Below are 20,545 nucleotides of genomic sequence, written 5' to 3' on the forward strand. Positions count from 1 at the left end.
GGACCGCACGAAAGAACGCCCCTCCCGGCGCTGCGGGAGGGGCGTCGTGTGTGGTCCCTTCGGTTCAGGAGAGGCCGATTTCGTTGTCGAGGAGGTCGAACACCTCCTCGTCGGAGGCGGACTCGAAGTCGAAGTCCCCGTCGGAACGGGAGTCGTCGTGCCCGGCTGCCGCGGGGGTGTCCCGCAGGGCGTCCCACTTCGCCCTGAGGACCTCCAGGCGGCCGGCTATCTGCTCGTGAGCCTCCTCCGTGACGTCGAGCCCGCCGAAGGTCTTCTCCAGCCTTTCGAGTTCGCCCAGGAGTGCCTCCGGTCCGGAGGGCGACTCGGGTGCGATCCGGGCGTGGAGGTGGTCGACGAGTTCGGCCGGCGTCGGGTAGTCGAAGAGCAGGGTCGCCGGCAGGCGGATTCCGGTGAGGGCACTCAGGCCGTTGCGGAGTTCGACCGCGGTCAGGGAGTCGAAGCCGAGGTCCTGGAAGGCCCGGTCCGGATCGATCTCCGTGCCGCTGGCGTGCCCGAGGACCACCGCGACCTGGCCGCCCACGGCGTCCAGTACGACCTCGCGTCCCTCTGCCGCAGACAGGCCGGTCAGCCTCTGCGCGAAGGCAGCCGAGGCGTCGCCCTCCGTCGTGGCCGCCGCCGTGCGCCGGCCTGCGGTGCGGATCAGGCCGCGCAGCAGTGGCTGGGGCTCGCCCTGTGCGCGGAGCGCCGCGAGGTCCAGACGGACGGGCAGTGCCGTGGACTCGGCCGTTCCGAGCGCGGCATCGAAGAGGGCCAGCCCCTCCTCGACAGACAGCGGCGGCATGCCCTGCCTGGCGATCCGCTGGACATCAACATCAGCCAAACCACCGGTCATACCACTGTCCTGGGACCAAGGACCCCACGCCAACGACACCCCAGACAGACCCAACGCACGACGATGACCCACCAACGCGTCCAAGAACGCATTACCCGCCGCATAGTTACCCTGACCAGCACTACCGACCGTACCGGCCACCGACGAGAACACCACGAACGCACCCAGATCCAAACCCCTGGTCGCCTCATGCAAATACCACGCCGCATCCACCTTCGGACGCAACACCCCCGCCAACCGCTCCGCAGACAACGACTCCACCACACCGTCATCCAACACACCAGCCGCATGCACCACAGCCGCCGGCACATGACGACCAACCAGATCCGCCACCGCCACCGCATCGGACACATCACACGCCTCAACAACAGCCTCCGCGCCAAACTGCGCGAGTTCAGCAACCAACTCCCCAACACCCTCCGCAGCCGGACCACGCCGACTCACCAACAACACACTCCGCACCCCATGCACCGCCACCAAATGACGAGCAACAACCCGCCCCAAACCACCCGTACCACCCGTAATCAAGACCGTACCGGACGGATCCCATTCGACGCCGGCTGCGGGAGTGTCCTGCCGCTGCACTCGGGCCAGCCGCGCGGCGAGGACCTGTTGGCCGCGCACCAGCAGTTGCGACTCGTCCGATGCCAACGCCGCCGGGATGAGCGTTACTTCGGCGTCGTCCTCCACATCCACCAGGCCGAAACGGCCAGGATGCTCCGACTGCGCCGACCGCACCAGACCCCACACCGCCGCACCCGCAAGATCCGCACCGGACACCGCACCCCGCGTCACGAACACCAGACGCGACGACACCAACCGGTCCTCCGCCAACCACGACTGGATCACGTCCAACGCCCCCGCCACCGCGGCGTGCACCGACTCCACCGTTCCGGCGGCTCCGATGGCCGGCGGGACGAGCACGGTCTCGTGGGCGCCCGCCTCCGCGATGTCGTCGAGATCCGTGTGGGGCTGGAGCGAGAGTCCGTCGAGGACGCCTTCGGCGTCCTTGCCGAGCATGGTGAGGGAGCCCACAGGCTCGCCTGCGAGGTGGATGCCGGTCCAGTCGACCTTGAAGAGGGAATCGCCGGCCTGCAACTGCCCGGCGCTGATCGGACGCACGGTCAGGGACCGTACCGAGGCCACCGGCGTGCCGGTGGTGTCCGCGATCGCGATCGACGTGTCGTTCCCGGTGGCACGGATGCGGACCCGCACCTGGGAGGCACCGGACGCGTGCAGGGTCACCCCGCTCCACGAGAAGGGGACACCCCGCTCGTCCGGTCCTTCGCCACCCAGTAGCGCCGCATGCAGCGACGCGTCGAAGAGGGCAGGGTGCAGCCCGTAGGCGTCGCCGTCCGTACCGTCGGGAAGCCCGACCTCCGCATAGACGTCATCACCCACCTTCCAGGCCGCCCGCAGGCTCTGGAACACCGGACCGTAGGCGAACCCGGCGTCCGCGAACCGCTCGTAGCAGCCCGCCACGTCGAGCGGCTCGGCGCCCTGCGGCGGCCACACCGCGGCATCGAACGACGGCGCCTCGGCAGCCGGGGCCAGGACACCACTGGCGTGCAGCGTCCACGGTTCCGCTCCGTCACGCGCGTGCACCGACACCGGCCGGCGACCCCCGTCATCGGACTCACCCACCCATACCTGCACCTGGACCGCGCCGTCGGACGCGGGCAGCACCAGCGGCGCGGCGAGCGTCAACTCCTCCACCTCGCCGCAGTCCACCTCGTCGGCCGCCCGCAGCACCAGTTCCACCAGTGCCGTGCCGGGCACCAGCACGGACCCCAGCACCACATGATCCGCCAGCCACGGATGCGAGGACACCGACAACCGCCCGGTGAACAACACCCCACCCGAGCCCGCAAGTTGCACCGCCGCACCCAGCATCGGATGCCCCGCGGAATCCAGACCCGCGAACCGCACATCACCGGAACGCGCCACCCGACCCGACGGCCAGAACCGCTCGCGCTGGAACGCGTACGTCGGCAGGTCCACCCACCGCCCACCCGAGCCGGCGAAGACGGCGGACCAGTCGACGGGCACGCCGCGAGCGTGCAGACGTGCCACAGCCGTGAGGAGTGCCGGTGCCTCCTCCCGGTCCTTGCGCAGTACGGGGGTCAGCACCGACTCGTCCGCCGCGGACTCCGCGGCGAGCGCGGAGAGGGCGCCGTCGGGGCCGAGCTCCAGGTACGCCGAGACGCCCTGCGCTTCCAGTGCGCTGACCCCGTCGGCGAAACGCACGGCTTCGCGGACGTGACCGACCCAGTATCCCGCGGAGCACAGTTGCTCCGCGGTGGCGGGTTCGCCGGTGACGTTCGAGATCACGGGGATGCTCGGCGCGCTGTACGTCATGCGGTCGGCGACGGCGCGGAAGTCGGCCAGCATCGGTTCCATCAGCGGCGAGTGGAAGGCGTGCGAGACCCTCAGCCGGCTGGTCTTGCGGCCCTCGGCCGTGAAGCGCGCCGCGATGGCCAGCACCGCGTCCTCGACACCGGAGACCACCACCGACGACGGACCGTTCACCGCCGCGATCGACACCTCACCCGTCAGATGCGGAAGAACCTCCTCCTCCGTCGCCCTGACCGCCACCATCGCCCCACCGACAGGCAGTTGCTGCATCAACCGGCCCCGGGCCGCCACCAGCGCACAGGCGTCCGCAAGGGAGAAGACACCCGCCACGTGCGCCGCGGCGACTTCCCCGATCGAATGCCCCGCCACGAAATCGGCGCGCACACCCCACGACTCCGCCAACCGGAACAGCGCCACCTCGATCGCGAACAGGGATGCCTGGGCGTACGCCGTCTGGTTCAGCAGCTCCGCATCCTCACCCCACACCACGTCCCGCAGCGGACGGTCCAGGTGCTCGTCCAAGGAAGCACACACCGCGTCGAACGCCGCCGCGAAGACCGGATAACGACCATACAACTCCCGCCCCATACCCAGGCGTTGTGACCCCTGACCCGAGAACAGGAAGGCGAGCTTGCCGGCGCGGGCCCGGTCCCGTGCCACGACGGCCGCCTCACTGCGGCCCTCGGCCAGGGCTGACAGCGAGCGCAGCAGCTCCTCCCGGTCCCCGGCCAGGATCACCGCGCGGTGCTCGAACACCGCGCGGCCCGTCGCCAGTGAGTAGGCGACATCCGTGACCCGCGGCGCCGGCTCACCGTCCAGTCGGGACAGCAACCGCCCTGCCTGGGCGCGCAGCGCCGACTCGGTCCGGCCGGACAGCGGCACCAGCACCGGCAGCGCGGCCCCGGCCGTCTCGTCCTCGGCGGCGTCCGGTGCGGCGTCGGTGTTGGTGTCGGCGGGGGCGGGTTCGGGCTGTTCCAGGATCACGTGCGCGTTCGTACCACTGATCCCGAAGGACGACACACCCGCACGACGCGGCCCGTCCCCCCGCTCCCACTCGACCGCAGACCTCAGCAACTCAACCGCACCGGCATCCCAGTCAACATGCGACGACGGCTCATCCACATGCAACGTCCGCGGCAACACACCATGACGCATCGCCAACACCATCTTGATCACACCCGCCACACCGGCGGCGGCCTGGGTGTGCCCCAGGTTGGACTTCACCGAACCCAACAACAACGGCCGATCCCCCGACCGCTCCTGACCGTACGTCGCCAACAGCGCCTGCGCCTCGATCGGATCACCCAACGCCGTACCCGTACCATGCGCCTCCACCACATCCACATCCGCCGCCGACAGACCCGCACTCGCCAACGCCTGCCGAATCACCCGCTGCTGCGACGGACCATTCGGCGCCGTCAAACCATTCGACGCACCATCCTGATTCACCGCACTACCCCGCACGGTCGCCAAAACCCGATGCCCATTACGGCGCGCATCCGACAAACGCTCCAACACCAAAATCCCGGCACCCTCAGCCCAACCCACACCATCAGCCCCATCAGCGAACGCCTTGCAACGCCCATCCGACGACAGCCCACCCTGACGGGAAAACTCCACAAACGTCGTCGGTGTCGACATCACCGTCACACCACCCGCCAACGCCAGCGAACACTCACCCAGACGCAACGACTGCGCCGCCAGATGCAACGCCACCAGCGACGACGAACACGCCGTATCCACCGTCACCGCCGGACCCTCAAAACCAAAGGAGTACGACACCCGACCCGAAGCGACACTGCCCGCACTGCCGCTGCCCTGATAGCCCTCGAACTCGCGCCCGGACAGCAGCGTCGAATAGTCGTGGTACATCACGCCGGCGAAGACACCCGTACGGCTGCCGCGCAGGGTGGCCGGGTCCATACCGGCGCGCTCCAGCGCCTCCCAGCTCGTCTCCAGCAGCAGTCGCTGCTGGGCGTCGGTGGTCAGGGCCTCGCGGGGGCTCATCCCGAAGAACTCGGGGTCGAACTCCGCCGCGTCGTAGAGGAATCCACCGGAGCGGGTGGCGATGGCGCCCTCCCTCTCGGGGTCGTCGGTGTCCTCGATCTCCCAGCCTCGGTCGGTGGGGAAAGCCGAGACGGCGTCCACCCCCTCGGACACCAGCCGCCACAGGTCCTCGGGCGAGGCGACGCCGCCGGGGAAGCGGCAGCTCATGCCGACGATCACCACCGGGTCGTCCGTCAGGGACGGGAGAGCGGACACCGGGAGCGGCGTCTCGGTCTCCGTGCCGAACAGTTCGCCCAGGAGGTGGCCCGCCAGGGCGTCGGCCGTCGGGTAGTCGAACACGGTCGTCGCCGGGAGTCGCAGTCCGGTGGCCCGGCCCAGCAGGTTGCGCAGCTCGACCGCGGTCAGGGAGTCGAAGCCGAGGTCCTGGAAGGCCCGGTCCGGATCGACCGTCTCCGGGCTCGCATGTCCCAGGACCACCGCGACCTGGGCCCGTACCAAGTCCAGCAGCGCCTCACGGCGTTCCACCGTGGTCAGCCCGGCCAGGCGCTGCGCGATGCCGGCTGCCGCGACCGCGCCGGATCGGCGGGTCCTCGTGCGGATCAGGCCGCGCAGCAGTGGCTGGGGCTCGCCCTGTGCGCGGAGCGCCGCGAGGTCCAGACGGACGGGCAGTGCCGTGGACTCGGCCGTTCCGAGCGCGGCATCGAAGAGGGCCAGCCCCTCCTCGACAGACAGCGGCGGCATGCCCTGCCTGGCGATCCGCTGGACATCAACATCAGCCAAACCACCGGTCATACCACTGTCCTGGGACCAAGGACCCCACGCCAACGACACCCCAGACAGACCCAACGCACGACGATGACCCACCAACGCGTCCAAGAACGCATTACCCGCCGCATAGTTACCCTGACCAGCACTACCGACCGTACCGGCCACCGACGAGAACACCACGAACGCACCCAGATCCAAACCCCTGGTCGCCTCATGCAAATACCACGCCGCATCCACCTTCGGACGCAACACCCCCGCCAACCGCTCCGCAGACAACGACTCCACCACACCGTCATCCAACACACCAGCCGCATGCACCACAGCCGCCGGCACATGACGACCAACCAGATCCGCCACCGCCACCGCATCGGACACATCACACGCCTCAACAACAGCCTCCGCGCCAAACTGCGCGAGTTCAGCAACCAACTCCCCAACACCCTCCGCAGCCGGACCACGCCGACTCACCAACAACACACTCCGCACCCCATGCACCGCCACCAAATGACGAGCAACAACCCGCCCCAAACCACCCGTACCACCCGTGATCAAGACCATTCCGGACGGATCCCAGGTCATCGCCTGCTCGGACCGGGCACGGGCCAGCCGCGGAACCAGCACCTCGCCGCCGCGCACCAGCAGTTCGGGCTCGTCGGTCGCGAGCCCTTGCGCCAGCACGGTCACATCGGAGTCGTCGGCCAGGTCCACCAGGCCGAAGCGGCTCGGGTTCTCCGACTGCGCCGACCGCACCAGGCCCCGCACGGCGGCACCCGCGAGATCCGCGCCGGCGACGTCCCCGCGGTTGACGAACACCAGGCGCGAGGTGGCGAACCGGTCGTCGGCCAGCCAGGACTGCACCATCTCCAGCGCCCAGGCAGCCGCGCGGTGTACGGACTCCACCACTCCGGCGGCGCCGGCGGGCGGCGTGACCAGGACCGTACCGGGCACGGTCGCCCCGGCCAGGGACTCCAGATCCGCGAGAGTTCGCCATGGTTCTCCCTCCGGACCGGTGCCGAGCTCGACACGCTCGTCCGTGAGCGGGACGGGAACCCAGTCGACCTTGAAGAGGGCGTCACGGTCGGCGGCCTGCAACTGCCCGGCCGAGAGCGGACGCACCACCAGCGACTCCACGGAGGCGACCGGCGCACCGGAGGTGTCCGCCATCGCGACCGACATTCCGTTGGCCGTGCCCCGGATTCGGACGCGAAGGTGGGAGGCTCCGGAGGCGTGCAGGGACACTCCGGTCCACGAGAAGGGGACTCCGCCCGCTTCCACTCCGCCCCATGCCGCCGCGTGCAGGGCGGCGTCGAAGAGGGCGGGGTGCAGCCCGTAGGCGTGGCCGTCCGTGCCCTCCGGGAGCCCCACCTCGGCGTAGACGTCCTCGCCGAGCTTCCAGGCGGCGCGCAGGCCCCGGAACACCGGGCCGTATGTGAGGCCGGCATCGGCGAGTTCGTCGTAGCCGTCCGCCACGTCCACCGACTTCGCGCCCTTCGGGGGCCATATCGCGGCGTCGAAGGAGAGCGCCTCGGCTCCCGTGGTCACCACACCGCTGGCGTGCAGCGTCCAGGGGCCCTCGGCCTCACGCGCATGCACCGACGCGGGGCGACGGCCCGAACCGTCCGCCTCCCCCAGCCACACCTGCACCTGCACACCGCTGTCTGACGCGGGCAGCACCAGCGGTGCGGCCAACGTCAGTTCCTCCAGCAGGTCGCAGCCGACCTCGTCGGCCGCGCGGAGGACCAGTTCCACCAGCGCCGTGCCGGGCACCACTACGGACCCCAGCACTACGTGATCCGCCAGCCACGGATGCGAGGACACCGACAACCGCCCGGTGAACAACACCCCACCCGAGCCCGCCAGTTGCACCGCCGCACCCAGCAACGGGTGCCCCGCGGAATCCAGACCCGCGAACCGCACATCACCGGAACGCGCCACCCGACCCGACGGCCAGAACCGCTCGCGCTGGAACGCGTACGTCGGCAGGTCCACCCACCGCGCACCCGTACCGGCGTACAGCGCCGCCCAGTCCACGCTCACGCCCCGGACGTACAGCTGCGCCAGGGCGCCCAGCAGCGCCGTCTCCTCGGGCCGGTCCTTGCGCAGTACGGGAGCAAGCAGGGCGTCGTCCGGTAGCGACTCCTGTGCCATCGCGGACAGCACACCGTCCGGGCCGAGTTCGAGGAAGCGCGTCACCCCTTCCGCGTGCAGGGCCCGTATGCCGTCGGCGAAACGCACGGCTTCGCGGACGTGCTGGACCCAGTAGTCGGCCTGGCCGAGCTGTTCGGGCCCGGCGAGTCGGCCCGTCAGGTTCGACACGACGGGGATCGTCGGCGTGCCGAAGGACAGCCGTGCCACCACCGCGCGGAAGTCGGCCAGCATCGGTTCCATCAGCGGCGAGTGGAAGGCGTGCGAGACCCGCAGCCGGCTGGTCTTGCGGCCCTCGGCCGTGAAGCGCGCCGCGATGGCCAGCACCGCGTCCTCGACACCGGAGACCACCACCGACGACGGACCGTTCACCGCCGCGATCGACACCTCACCCGTCAGATGCGGAAGAACCTCCTCCTCCGTCGCCCTGACCGCCACCATCGCCCCACCGACAGGCAGTTGCTGCATCAACCGGCCCCGGGCCGCCACCAGCGCACAGGCGTCCGCAAGGGAGAAGACACCCGCCACGTGCGCCGCGGCGACTTCCCCGATCGAATGCCCCGCCACGAAATCGGCGCGCACACCCCACGACTCCGCCAACCGGAACAGCGCCACCTCGATCGCGAACAGGGATGCCTGGGCGTACGCCGTCTGGTTCAGCAGCTCCGCATCCTCACCCCACACCACGTCCCGCAGCGGACGGTCCAGGTGCTCGTCCAAGGAAGCACACACCGCGTCGAACGCCGCCGCGAAGACCGGATAACGACCATACAACTCCCGCCCCATACCCAGGCGTTGTGACCCCTGACCCGAGAACAGGAAGGCCGTCTTCCCCGCACCGGACGTGCCCTCCGCCAGTCCGGCGTCGGCTTCGCCCACTGCGAGTGCGGACAGGGCGAGCACCAGTGCTTCGCGGTCCTCACCCCACACCACCGCGCGGTGCGGGAAGCTCGACCGTCCTGTCACCAGTGAGTGGCCGATGTCCCGCGCGGACCGTCCGTCGCGGCCGGTGACGAGGGGCAGCAGGCGTGCCGCCTGGCCACGCAGCGCGGCCTCGTTCTTGCCGGAGAGCACCCACGCCAGCGCGCCGGGCTCGATCACCGGGGTATCCGGTTCGGTGTCGGCGGGGGCGGGTTCGGGCTGTTCCAGGATCACGTGCGCGTTCGTACCACTGATCCCGAAGGACGACACACCCGCACGACGCGGCCCGTCCCCCCGCTCCCACTCGACCGCAGACCTCAGCAACTCAACCGCACCGGCATCCCAGTCAACATGCGACGACGGCTCATCCACATGCAACGTCCGCGGCAACACACCATGACGCATCGCCAACACCATCTTGATCACACCCGCCACACCGGCGGCGGCCTGGGTGTGCCCCAGGTTGGACTTCACCGAACCCAACAACAACGGCCGATCCCCCGACCGCTCCTGACCGTACGTCGCCAACAGCGCCTGCGCCTCGATCGGATCACCCAACGCCGTACCCGTACCATGCGCCTCCACCACATCCACATCCGCCGCCGACAGACCCGCACTCGCCAACGCCTGCCGAATCACCCGCTGCTGCGACGGACCATTCGGCGCCGTCAAACCATTCGACGCACCATCCTGATTCACCGCACTACCCCGCACGGTCGCCAAAACCCGATGCCCATTACGGCGCGCATCCGACAAACGCTCCAACACCAAAATCCCGGCACCCTCAGCCCAACCCACACCATCAGCCCCATCAGCGAACGCCTTGCAACGCCCATCCGACGACAGCCCACCCTGACGGGAAAACTCCACAAACGTCGTCGGTGTCGACATCACCGTCACACCACCCGCCAACGCCAGCGAACACTCACCCAGACGCAACGACTGCGCCGCCAGATGCAACGCCACCAGCGACGACGAACACGCCGTATCCACCGTCACCGCCGGACCCTCAAAACCAAAGGAGTACGACACCCGACCCGAAGCGATGCTGGCCGCGCTGCCGTTGCTGCGGAAGCCCTCGAACTGGTCGCCGACGAGGAGGTCCTCGTAATCGGTGTACATCACACCCGCGAAGACACCGGTCCGGCTGCCTCGCAGTGACATCGGGTCGATGCCCGTCCGCTCGATGGCCTCCCAGGCCGTCTCCAGCAGCAGCCGCTGCTGCGAGTCCGTCGCCAACGCTTCCCGAGGGCTCATCCCGAAGAACTCGGGGTCGAACTCCGCCGCCTCGTGGAGGAAGCCCCCGGCGCGGGTGTACGAGGTACCGAATGCCTCGGGGTCCGGGTTGTGGAGGGCCTCCACGTCCCAGCCGCGGTCGGTGGGGAAGCCGGACACCGCGTCCACGCCCTCAGACACCAAGCGCCACAGGTCCTCCGGCGAGGCGACGCCGCCCGGGTAGCGGCAGCTCATGCCGACGATCACCACCGGGTCGTCGGCCGTACCCGTCGAGGACGGCACCCGCGTCGGCAGCTCGACCTGAGCGTGCTCGCCGAACAGCTCGTCCAGCAGAAAGTCGACGAGCGCGCCGGCCGTGGGGTAGTCGAAGACGGCGGTGGACGAAAGCCTCATGTCTGTGGCTTTGTTGAGTCGATTGCGCAGCTCGACCGCGGTCAGGGAGTCGAAGCCGAGGTCCTGGAAGGCCCGGTCCGGATCGACCGTCTCCGGGCTCGCATGTCCCAGGACCACCGCGACCTGGGCCCGTACCAAGTCCAGCAGCGCCTCACGGCGTTCCACCGTGCCCAGTCCACTCAGGCGACTCACCAGGCCGGAGACGGCGGCCGAGCCGGCGACCACCGAGCGTCGGGTGCGGTCCCTGATCAGGCCGCGTAACAGGGGAAGCACCTCCCCTTGTTCGCGCAAGGTTGCCAAGTCGAAGCGCACGGGAAGGAGTTGGGCGTCGTCGGCTGCCAGCGCGGCGTCGAAGAGGGCCAGCCCCTCCTCGACAGACAGCGGCGGCATGCCCTGCCTGGCGATCCGCTGGACATCAACATCAGCCAAACCACCGGTCATACCACTGTCCTGGGACCAAGGACCCCACGCCAACGACACCCCAGACAGACCCAACGCACGACGATGACCCACCAACGCGTCCAAGAACGCATTACCCGCCGCATAGTTACCCTGACCAGCACTACCGACCGTACCGGCCACCGACGAGAACACCACGAACGCACCCAGATCCAAACCCCTGGTCGCCTCATGCAAATACCACGCCGCATCCACCTTCGGACGCAACACCCCCGCCAACCGCTCCGCAGACAACGACTCCACCACACCGTCATCCAACACACCAGCCGCATGCACCACAGCCGCCGGCACATGACGACCAACCAGATCCGCCACCGCCACCGCATCGGACACATCACACGCCTCAACAACAGCCTCCGCGCCAAACTGCGCGAGTTCAGCAACCAACTCCCCAACACCCTCCGCAGCCGGACCACGCCGACTCACCAACAACACACTCCGCACCCCATGCACCGCCACCAAATGACGAGCAACAACCCGCCCCAAACCACCCGTACCACCCGTAATCAAGACCATTCCGGACGGATCCCAGGTCATCGCCTGCTCGGACCGGGCACGGGCCAGCCGCGGAACCAGCACCTCGCCGCCGCGCACCAGCAACTGGGGCTCATCCGACGCCAATGCCCGCGAGAACACCGCCGCTGAGGCGTCGTCCTCCACATCCACCAGGCCGAAACGGCCCGGATGCTCCGACTGCGCCGACCGCACCAGACCCCACACCGCCGCACCCGCAAGATCCGCACCGGACACCGCACCCCGCGTCACGAACACCAGACGCGACGACACCAACCGATCCTCCGCCAACCACGACTGGATCACGTCCAACGCCCCCGCCACCGCGGCGTGCACCGACTCCACGGCGCCGTCGGAATCGGCCGTCACCGCTGCCAGCACCGTGCCGTACGCACGGCCGGATGCGGCCAGGGAGGCCAGATCCGCGTAGTGCTCGACCGGGTCCGCGCACCACGCGGCCGTCGAGCCCGCGGGGAAGCCGATCGCCGCGACAGTCCCCGCTGTCCCGGTCTGGCGCAGGTGTACGGGGTTCCACTGGACGCGGAACAGCGCATCGTGGCCGAGCGAGTTCGTGCCGCTTTCCCACTGGTCGGCGGAGACCGACCGCAGGACGAGTGCGCCGATGGTGGCGACGGGGCCGCCCTCGGTGTCGGTGACGTCCACGGAAACCGTGTCGCTGCTGTGCCGGGTGACCCGGACCCGTACGGCCGCGGCGCCGGAGGCGTGCAGCGAGACGTCCTCCCAGGCGAAGGGCACGACCTGCTGGTCGACTCCGTTGAGGGTGACGACGTGCAGGGCCGCGTCGAGCAGTGCCGGGTGCAGGCCGTAGCCAGGCGCTTCGCCTTCGGCCACGGCGGGCAGGGCCACCTCGGCGAAGACCTCGTCGCCACGGCGCCATGCGGTGCGCAGGCCCTGGAAGTGCGGGCCGTAGTCGAATCCGCGGTCGGCGAAGCGCGGATAGAAGCCGGTCAGATCGACGGGCTCGGCGTCGGCGGGCGGCCAGGGCGCCGAGGCGAAGTCGGCGGCGGCCGGCTGAGGGTCGACGGCGAGTACGCCGGTGGCGTGCTGCATCCACGGGCGGTCGCCGTCGCCCTCCGTCCTGGAGCGCGCGCTGAAGGTGCGGCGGCCCGCCTCGTCGGCAGGGCCCACGTGCAGTTGGAGGTGCACGCCGCTGTTCTCGGGCAGGACGAGCGGGGCGGCCAGGGTCAGTTCGTCGACGCGGTCGCAGCCCGCCTGGTCGGCGGCGCGGACGGCGAGTTCGACGAATGCCGTGCCCGGCAGCAGGACCGAACCCATGACGACGTGCCCGGCCAGCCACGGATGGGTGGCGAGCGACAGGCGCGTGGTGAACAGCACACCGTCGCCGTCGGGCAGTTCCACGGCGGCGCTCAGCAGCGGGTGCCCGGCCGCTTCGAGACCGGCGGCACCGATGTCACCGGTTCGGGTGTGGTCGGGGGTCGGCCAGAACCGCTCGTGTTGGAAGGCGTACGTCGGCAGGTCGACGGCGCGGGCGTCCCGGCCGGCGGCGGGGAACGCGCTCCAGTCGATCGTGGCGCCGCGTACGTGCAGTCGTGTCAGGGCCGCGAGGAGGGTCTCCTCCTCGCGGCGGTCCCGGCGCAGGGCGGGGACGAGGACGGTCTCATCGGGAGCGCTCTGGCCGGTGCTGTCGTCGTCCGGCAGCGACTCGCGGGCCATGGCCGTGAGCGTGCCGTCGGGGCCCAGTTCCAGGAAGCGCGTCACGCCCTGCGCGCTCAGGGTGCGGATGCCGTCGGCGAAGCGCACCGCGGCCCGCACGTGGGTTACCCAGTATTCGGGGGTGCGCAGCTGGTCCGGGGTGGCGAGGTCGCCGGTCGCGTTCGATACGACGGACAGTTCCGGCTCGCCGTAGGACAGGCCCTCGGCGACGGCGCGGAAGTCGGCCAGCATCGGTTCCATCAGCGGCGAGTGGAAGGCGTGCGAGACCCTCAGCCGGCTGGTCTTGCGGCCCTCGGCCGTGAAGCGCGCCGCGATGGCCAGCACCGCGTCCTCGACACCGGAGACCACCACCGACGACGGACCGTTCACCGCCGCGATCGACACCCCACCCGTCAGATGCGGAAGAACCTCCTCCTCGGTGGCCTGGAGCGCCACCATCGCGCCGCCGGCGGGCAAGGCCTGCATGAGCCGTCCGCGGGCCGCCACCAGCGCACAGGCGTCGGCCAGCGTGAGGACCCCGGCGACGTGCGCGGCGGCGATCTCGCCGACGGAGTGTCCGGTCACGTACTGCGGCCGGACGCCCCAGGACTCCACGAGCCGGAACAGGGCCACCTCGATGGTGAACAGCCCGGCCTGGGCGTAGGCCGTCTGGTTCAGCAGTTCCGCGTCCTCGCCCCACACCACGTCCCGCAGCGGGCGGTCCAGGTGCTCGTCGAGGGCGGCGCACACCGTGTCGAACGCCGCCGCGAAGGCGGGATGACGGTCGTACAGTTCGCGCCCCATGCCGAGGCGTTGGGCCCCTTGGCCGGAGAAGAGGACGGCGTCCCGGCCGGTGTGCGCCGTGCCGGTGTCGAGGGCGGGATCGGCCTCGCCCGCGGCCAGTGCGGTCAGGGCCCGCAGCGCGGTGGCGTGGTCGTGGGCACGGACGGCCGCGCGGTGGGCGAGGGCCGTGCGGTGCGTCACCAGCGTGTGGGCGACGTCGGTGAGCCGGGGTGCGGGCTCGTGGTCCAGGTGGGAGCGGAGTCGGGCCGCCTGGGCGCGCAGGGCGTTCTCGCCCTTGGCCGAGAGCAGCAGCGGTACCGTCCCGTCGGGGGCGGTGGTGGACGGTTCGGGTCCGGTGGCCGGGGGCAGTTCCAGGACCACGTGTGCGTTGGTGCCGCTGATGCCGAAGGCGGAGACGGCCGCGCGTCGCGGGCGGCCGGTCTCGGGCCAGTCGGTGTTCTCGGTGAGCAGTTCGACGGCGCCCGCGGTCCAGTCGACGTGTTCGGTGGGTTCGTCGACGTGCAGGGTGCGCGGCAGCATCCCGTGCCGCATCGCCAGCACCATCTTCATCACGCCCGCCACACCGGCGGCGGCCTGGGTGTGTCCGAGGTTGGACTTCACCGCGCCGAGCAGCAACGGCTGGTCCGCCGGCCGCTCCTGGCCGTAGGTGGCCAGCAGTGCCTGGGCCTCGATCGGGTCGCCGAGTGTCGTACCGGTGCCGTGCGCCTCCACGGCGTCGACGTCGCCGGCGGCCAACTGGGCGTTGGCCAGGGCCTGTCGGATCACCCGCTGCTGAGAGGGGCCGCTGGGTGCGCTCAGGCCGTTGGACGCGCCGTCCTGGTTGACGGCGGAGCCGCGTACGACGGCGAGTACCTGGTGGCCGTTGCGGCGGGCGTCGCTGAGCCGCTCCACCAGCAGCAGGCCGACGCCCTCGCTCCAGCCGGTGCCGTCGGCGGCGGCCGCGAACGGCTTGCAGCGGCCGTCCGGGGCCAGCCCGCGCTGCCGGGCGAACTCCACGAAGGACGACGGGGTGGACATCACGGTCACACCGCCCGCGACCGCTAGGGAGCACTCGCCCTGACGCAGCGCCTGCGCCGCCATGTGCAAGGCCACCAGCGAGGAGGAACACGCGGTGTCCACGGTGACGGCGGGTCCTTCGAAGCCGAAGGTGTAGGAGACCCGGCCGGAGACCACGCTCAGGGCATTGCCGGTGAGCCGGTGCCCGCTCGCTTCGTCCTGTGCCGTGTCCAGGACGGCGCCGTAGTCCTGGGTGTTGGTGCCCGCGAAGACCCCGGTGCTGCTGCCGCGGAGGGACTCCGGGTCGATGCCCGCCTGTTCGAGCACCTCCCAGGTGGTTTCCAGGAGCAGTCGCTGCTGCGGGTCCATGGCGAGGGCCTCGCGCGGCGAGATGCCGAAGAAGTCGGCGTCGAAGCCGGCCACACCGTCCAGGAAGCCGCCGTCGCGGACGTAGGTGGTGCCCTGGTGGTCGGGGTCTGGGTGGTAGACGCGGTCCAGGTCCCAGCCCCGGTCGGCGGGCATGGGGGCGATGGCGTCGCCGCCCTCGGCCAGCAGCCGCCACAGGGCCGCGGGCGAGTCCACGCCGCCGGGGAAGCGGCAGGCCATGCCGACGATCGCCACCGGTTCGTCGAGGGCGGCGGCCGATGCCTGTACGACCGTGGCGGGCCCCGTGGCGCCCAGGACTTCGGCGCGCAGGTATGCGGCGACCGCGACGGCGCTCGGGTGGTCGAACAGCAGGGTGGCGGGCAGCCGCAGTGCCGTCGCGACGGAGAGCCGGTTGCGCAGGTCGACCGCCATCAGCGAGTCGAATCCCTGCTCGCGGAAGGCGCGTTGGGCGTCGATGGTGTCCGGTGTGCGGTGGCCGAGGGACTTGGCGGCCTCTTCCCTGACCATGGTCAGGAACGCCTGTTCCTGTTCGGCGGGCGGCAGAGCGGCGATCCGGTCGCGCAGGGGGGAGCCTTCGCGGCGCGGGCCGTCCGCGGGGCGGACCGCGCGGCGGGCCTCGGGCAGGTCGCCGATGAGGGGGCTGGGGCGGACGGCGGTCAGGGCGGGGGCGTAGGCGCTCCAGTCGATGTCGGCCACGGTCACGTGGGTCATGCCCTGGGCGAGGGCCTGGCGCAGGGCGGCGAGCGCGGGGGCCGCGGCCATGGGCAGCAGTCCGTCGCGGCTCATCCGGTCGGCGACGTCACTGTCGACGGCCATACCGTCGCCCGCCCAGGGGCCCCAGGACACGGAGGTGGCCGGGAGGCCCTGCTGGTGGCGCTGTTCGGCGAGGGCGTCCAAGTAGGCGTTGGCGGCGGCGTAGTTGCCCTGTCCGGCGTTGCCCAGGACGCCGACGATCGAGGAGAACAGCACGAAGTGGTCCAGGTCCAGGTCCTGGGTGAGCTCGTGCAGGTGCTGTGCGGCCTGCGCCTTGGGGCGCAGTACGGTCTCGAAGCGCTCGGGGGTGAGCGCTGCCAGTACGCCGTCGTCCAGCATGCCCGCCGCGTGCACGACGCCGGTCAGCGGCAGATGCGGCGGGATGTCCGCGAGGACGGCCGACAGGGCGTCGCGGTCGGCGACGTCGCAGGCGGCGAGGGTCACCTCGACGCCGCGGTCGGTGAGTGCGGCCGCGAGTTCGGGTGCGCCGGGGGCCTGGGGGCCGCGGCGGCTGGTGAGTACGAGGTGTTGGGCTCCGGCGTCGGCCAGCCAGTGGGCGAGGTGTGCGCCGAGGGCGCCGGTGCCGCCGGTGACCAGGACGGTGCCGTGGGTGCTCCACTGGGCGTCGGTGTCGCCGCCGGGTGCGGTCCGTTCCAGGCGGCGGGTGAAGACCCCGGCCGGGCGGATCGCGACCTGGTCCTCGTCGCCGGCGAGGGTGCTCAGCAGCGCGGAGACGGTCCGCCCGTCCAGGTTCTCGGGGAGGTCGACGAGCCCGCCCCAGCTCTGCGGGGACTCCAGCGCGGCTACCCGGCCCAGGCCCCAGGTCTGCGCCTGTACGGGGCTGTTGAGCGCGTCGTGCCGGTCGACGGCGACGGCGCGGCGGGTCACGCTCCATAAGCGTGCCTGGATGCCTGCGGCCTCCAGGGCGCGCAGCAGCGCGGTGGTGGCGGTCAGGCCGCGCGGCACGGAGGGCAGCTGCGGGTGGGGGCGCTCGTCGAGGGCCAGCAGGGAGAGCACGCCGTCGACCGGGGTGTCGGGCCGGGCGAGGGCGTCGCCGGGATCGTCGGTGTCGGGCAGTTCCCGTACGTCGGTGTGCAGACCCTGGTCGCGCAGGGCGTCCAGGAGGCGGACGGTCCACGGATCTTCGGTGGCGCCGTCGGGCAGGACGACGAGCCAGTGGCCCGTGGCGGCGGGGTCGTTGGAGGCGGTGCGCGGGGTCCAGTGGGTGCGGTAGCCGAAGCGGTCCGCGGCGGCCTGGATGCGGCGTTGCCGGCGCCAGGAGGAGAGAGTGGGCAGGAGGTTGCCGAGGGAGTCCGCGTCGCTGCCGTCGATGGCGAGGACGGCCGACAGCTCCTGGAGGTCCTCGCGTTCGACGGCGGCCCAGAATCCGGCCTCGCCCGCCTCGGCGGCGGCCGCTTCCGCCGGCTCGTGTTCGGCCGGGTCCAGCCAGTACCACTGGCGCTGGAAGGCGTAGGTGGGCAGTCCCACGTGGGGAGCGCTGCGGGCGCCCAGGCAGGCGGACCAGTCGACGTGGGCGCCGTGCGCGAAGGCGGTGGCGACGCCCGTGGTGAGGGTGGGTGCTTCGGGGCGGCCGGTGCGCAGGAGGGGGACGAGGAGAGGCTCGTCGGGGGTGGTCAGACAGTCCTGGACCATGGGGGTGAGGACGGCATCGGGGCCGATCTCCACGAAGGTGGTGACACCCTCGGCTTCGAGGGTGCGCACGGCGGCGCAGAAACGGACCGCTTCTCGGACCTGCCGGACCCAGTAGTCGGGCGAGCACAGTTCGTCGTCGGTGGCGAGCTCGCCGGTCACCGTGGATACCACGGGGATGCGGGGGGCATGGAAGGTCAGGCCGCCGACGACGCGCCGGAAGTCCTCCAACATGCCGTCCATGTGCGGGGAGTGGAAGGCGTGACTGACCCGCAGACGTTTGGTCCGGCGGCCCTGCGCTGCCCAGTGGGCCGCGATCTCGGTCACGGCCTGTTCGTCGCCCGAAATGACGGTGGAGTCGGGCCCGTTGGCGGCGGCGACGGAGACCTGCCCCTCTAGGCCCGCCAGGCTGTCCCGGATCTCCTCCTCGGTGGCCTGGATCGCCACCATGGCGCCGCCTTCGGGCAGTGCCTGCATCAGGGTGCCCCGCGCGGCGACCAGTCGTGCGGCGTCCTGGAGGGGCAGCACGCCGCTGACGTGGGCGGCGGTGATTTCACCGATGGAGTGGCCGACGACGGACTGGGGGGTCACGCCCCAGGACTCGACGAGCCGGAACAGGGCGGTTTCCAACGCGAAGAGGGCGGCCTGGGTGTAGGCGGTCTGGTCGAGGAGGGCGGCGTCGGCGCTGCCTTCGTCGGCGAAGACGACGTCGTGCAGCGGCCGGTCCAGGTGCGGGTCGAGCTCGGCGCACACCGCGTCGAAGGCGGCGGCGAACGCGGGGTACGCGGCGTACAGTTCGCGTCCCATGCCCAGGCGCTGGGAGCCCTGCCCGGCGAAGAGGAACGCGGTGGCGGTCTTGGCGGCGACGCCGCTGACCAGGCCGGTGGTGGTGCGGCCCGTGGCCAGGGCGTCCAGGCCGTCCAGGAACGCGTCCCGGTCGTCCGCGACGAGTACCGCGCGGTGCTCCATCAGGGCCCGGGTGTCCACGAGGGCGTGGGCGACGGCGGCCGGTTCGAGGTCGGCACGCTCCCGTACGTGGCGGCCGAGGCGTTCGGCCTGGGCGCGCAGGGCCCCTTCGGTGCGGGCGGACAGGATCCAGGGCAGCGTGCCCGGCCGGGCGGCCGGCTCGGGGGCGGCTTCGGACTCGGGGGCGGGCGCCTGTTCCAGGATGACGTGGGCGTTGGTGCCGCTGATGCCGAAGGAGGAGACGGCGGCGCGGCGGGGCCGATCGGTGCTCGGCCAGGGTTCGGCCTCGGCGAGGAGCCTGACATGGCCGTCGCTCCAGTCGACGTGCCCGGTGGGCTCGTCCAGGTGCAGGGACTTGGGCAGTTGCCCGTGCCGCATCGCCAGGACCATCTTCATCACACCGGCGATACCGGCGGCGGACTGGGTGTGCCCGATGTTGGACTTCATGGAGCCGATCAACACGGGCCGGTCCGCGGGGCGCTGCTGCCCGTACGTGGCCAGCAGGGCATGCGCCTCGATGGGGTCGCCGAGGGTGGTGCCGGTGCCGTGCGCCTCCACGGCGTCGATGTCCGCGGTGGTCAGGCCCGCGCCGGTCAGGGCCTGGCGGATGACGCTCTGCTGCGAGGGGCCGTTGGGGGCGGTCAGGCCGTTCGAGGCGCCGTCCTGGTTGACGGCCGAGCCCTTCACCACGGCGAGTACGGGGTGGCCGTTGCGCACCGCGTCGCTGAGCCGCTCCACCAGCAGCAGGCCGACGCCCTCGCTCCAGCCCGTGCCGTCGGCGGTGTCCGCGAACGGCTTGCAGCGGCCGTCGGGGGCCAGGCCGCGCTGGCGGGAGAACTCCACGAACAGCTGCGGCGTGGACATCACGGTCGCGCCGCCCACCAGGGCCATGCCACACTCGCCGCGCCGCAGCGCGTGCATCGCCAGGTGCAGGGCGACCAGCGACGAGGAGCAGGCCGTGTCCACGGTCAGTGCGGGGCCTTCCAGACCGAGGACGTAGGAGATCCGGCCGGAGGCGATGCTGATGTGGTTGCCGGTCAGCAGGTGCCCGCCGACCTCGTCGGTGCGTCGGCCCGCCTCGGCGTCGTAGCCGCCGTAGTCGGTGCCGACGAAGACGCCGGTGCGGCTGCCGGCGAGGGATTGCGGGTCGATGCCGGCGCGTTCGACGGCTTCCCACGCGGTTTCCAGCAGCAGTCGCTGCTGGGGGTCCATGGCGAGCGCCTCGCGCGGGGAGATCCCGAAGAAGGCGGGGTCGAACTCGCCCGCGTCATGGAGGAATCCGCCCTCGCGGGCGTAGGCGGTGCCCTGGTGGGCCGGGTCGGGGTGGTAGAGCCCCTCCAGGTCCCAGCCACGGTTGCGGGGGAACGAGGAGATCGCGTCGACTCCGTCGCGTAGCAGTTCCCAGAGCTCTTCCGGCGCGCGGACGCCGCCGGGGAAGCGGCAGGCCATCGAGACGATCGCGATCGGCTCTCGCTGCTTCGCCTCCGTCTCGTCCAATTGCTGACGAGTCTCGTGAAGGTCTGCGATCGCGCGCTTGAGGTACTCGCGCAGCTTCTCCTCGTTCGACATCAGGACGCCAATCGTTCGGTGGAATGCCGGACTTCGGGAACAGAGCGTCGACACGCACGTCCGACCGGTTCCCCGCCATCTTCCACGCGGTGGACT

At 71.1% G+C, this 20,545-nt stretch carries 1 protein-coding gene; it reads right to left on the minus strand.

Annotation, left to right across the window (positions count from 1 at the left end):
• Positions 1–64: 64 nt before the first annotated feature.
• Positions 65–20,449: a type I polyketide synthase gene (locus ACSHXC_RS05255; RefSeq protein ID WP_438290418.1), complete on the minus strand. Its 20,385-nt coding sequence runs from the start codon at positions 20,447–20,449 to the stop codon at positions 65–67.
• Positions 20,450–20,545 lie beyond the last annotated feature (96 nt).

The sequence above is a fragment of the Streptomyces sp. HUAS TT7 genome (assembly GCF_051550175.1).
Lineage (GTDB): Bacteria > Actinomycetota > Actinomycetes > Streptomycetales > Streptomycetaceae > Streptomyces.

What these genes read in the sequence shown, in the direction of transcription:
- ACSHXC_RS05255 (WP_438290418.1), bottom strand. Translation starts at nt 20,449, where the DNA reads ATGTCGAACGAGGAGAAGCTGCGCGAGTACCTCAAGCGCGCGATCGCA.